Annotated in this window: 2 protein-coding genes; both read right to left on the reverse strand. The window is 62.5% G+C overall.

Annotated elements, in window-relative coordinates; translation table 11 throughout:
- Nucleotides 1-38: 38 nt before the first annotated feature.
- Nucleotides 39-1043, reverse strand: coding sequence for a transketolase-like TK C-terminal-containing protein (locus WBR57_RS26275; RefSeq protein ID WP_424087933.1), 1005 nt, complete (start codon nucleotides 1041-1043; stop codon nucleotides 39-41).
- A gap of 329 nt (nucleotides 1044-1372) precedes the next feature.
- Nucleotides 1373-2080 (reverse strand): helix-turn-helix domain-containing protein (locus WBR57_RS26280; protein WP_424087935.1); only part of this gene is annotated, 708 nt, incomplete at its 5' end.

The raw sequence follows: 2080 nt of genomic DNA on the forward strand, positions 1-2080 counted from the left end.
GAGCAAGCCCGCTCCCATATTTTTAATCGCATTCCAGCTCATTTCAGTGGGTAGCGCTTCATCGCGATTTCAACCTGCCGGGTGTCAATCCAGCCTTCATCCGCCAACGCCTGCAACGCGCACACCACAATCCAATACCGACTCGGCGCCGCCGCTTGCACCGAGCCCGCGCCCAACGCCACAAACCGCGCATCCACATACCCCGCCAACTGATCGACAATCGGCTGCGGATACCCGGTAACGGCAATCACCGGCGCGCTATTCCCGGCCAGGCAGTCGCGCAAGTGGCAGCTGCGCCTGGGCGCGCTCGGGTGCAGGCGATTCCAGCGTTCGGCGGCCGCCGCCTCACGCGCCAGGCGCGTGTAGCTGGGGCAGCTCCACAGTTGCGCGGTGATGTTCCAGTCCTGCTCCAGCAGGCGCGCGGCCTGTATGACTTCTTCCAGCGCGCGGCCCGCGCCGAGTAATCGCACCGCCCCTGCGCGCCCACGCCGGATCGGGTACATACCCTTGAGCGCGTCCTCACGGTCCTCGTCACTCAACGGCACGGCGCTTTCTTGGTCATGCAGCGCCAGGTAATAGAACCCCGGCGTGCCGTCGACATACAGCGTGCGCAGCGCCGCCAGCACAATCGCCCGGGCTTCCGCGCCCGAGGCCGGGTCGTACGGGGTGCAGCGCGGGTTGGTCGCCAGCCATAAGGGCAGGGAAGGCTGGGTGCCCTTGGGCCAGGGCGAGGGCTGGTTTTCGATGTCGTTGCACAGGATGCCGCGCTGCGCGGTCTCGTCCGACAACGCGCTTAACTGCGCCGATGAGAGGGCGCTGTGCAGGTACAGCAGGGGCTTTTCGGTGGTATTGCGGGCAAACCAGCTGGGCCAGTTACTCACGCGCCGCGAGCGTGACTGGCCGCGGATCACCCAGGCCTGCCGGCTCAATTCCAAGGTATTGGCCATGGTCATGACGGTATACAGCGGCGAGCTGCGCGACGGTTGCGCAGTGTTGAGTGCGTCGATGCACAGCTGCGCGGCGTTGGCGGTAGTGGCGGGCATGGGTCGAGGTTCCTGGCAACCGAGGCGAGTACCCTAATTGAAATATGGTTGCAATTGCAATGATTGCAATCGCGCCTTAAACCCCAGGGTGCTAAATCGATACAACGCTGCTACGTTTAATCCTGAAGTGCAGGAACGTCATGGCGCCGACATTTTTTCGTCATCACGGCACTTTAGGCTGGCTGTGCAGGTCATTTATTTGCAGCCGCTTTTAACGTCAAGAAGGAGTCCACGATGGACGATTACCAGGAAGAACTGTTGGAGTACCAGGCCTTTGAATTGGACCCGCTCGATCCGGCCGACGATGCAACCGAGCTGTAACACCGACCTCAGGCGGAGTGCCGCTGACTGCGGCGAAATTCCCCTGGGGTCTGGTTGTTCCACCGCCTGAAGGCCCGTTGAAAGGCTTGGGCCGAGGCAAAACCGAGCAAGTAGGCGATCTCGCCGAATGCCAGTTCCGTATCGCGAATGTAGGTCATGGCCAAGTCGCGGCGGGTATCGTTAAGAATCGCGCGAAACTGAGTGCCTTCTTCGGCCAGTTTGCGGCGCAGCGTCCAGGTCGGCAGCTTCAAGCGTGCCGCCACTTCTTCCAGGTCGGGTTCCCGGCCGCCATTGAGCATCGGCCCGAGCAAGCGGGTAATGCGCTCGCGCAGGCTGCGGGTGCGGGTCAATTGCTCCAACTCCCTTTCACATACATTGAGCAACAGGTTCCAGGTGCTGGGGCAGTGCTGTGGATTGCGCAGGGCCAGGGTGAATTGGCTCAGGCGCAGCTGGTTGGCCTCGGCGCCGAAGTGCACCGGCCCCAGCGCGTGGTACTGCTCGCTGTAGTCGGGCGCTTCGAACTCGATCTCGACGCGTTGCGCCTGCACCGGTTGCTGGGCCAGGCTCGACAGTTGGTGCAGCCAGCCGGCGATGATCGAATCCACCACAAAGCGGTTATAGGCGTTGTACGGGCTGATGGAATAAAAGCGCAGCCAGGCGCCTTCGGCATCCTCGACAAAGCTCGATTGCCCACGGTAGTTGGAGCCGTACAGCGC

The sequence above is a fragment of the Pseudomonas sp. genome (genome assembly GCF_049590575.1).
Lineage (GTDB): Bacteria > Pseudomonadota > Gammaproteobacteria > Pseudomonadales > Pseudomonadaceae > Aquipseudomonas.

Excerpts from the sequence above, each read along its gene's own strand:
- WBR57_RS26275 (WP_424087933.1), bottom strand. The coding sequence starts at position 1,043 with ATGCCCGCCACTACCGCCAACGCCGCGCAGCTGTGCATCGACGCACTC.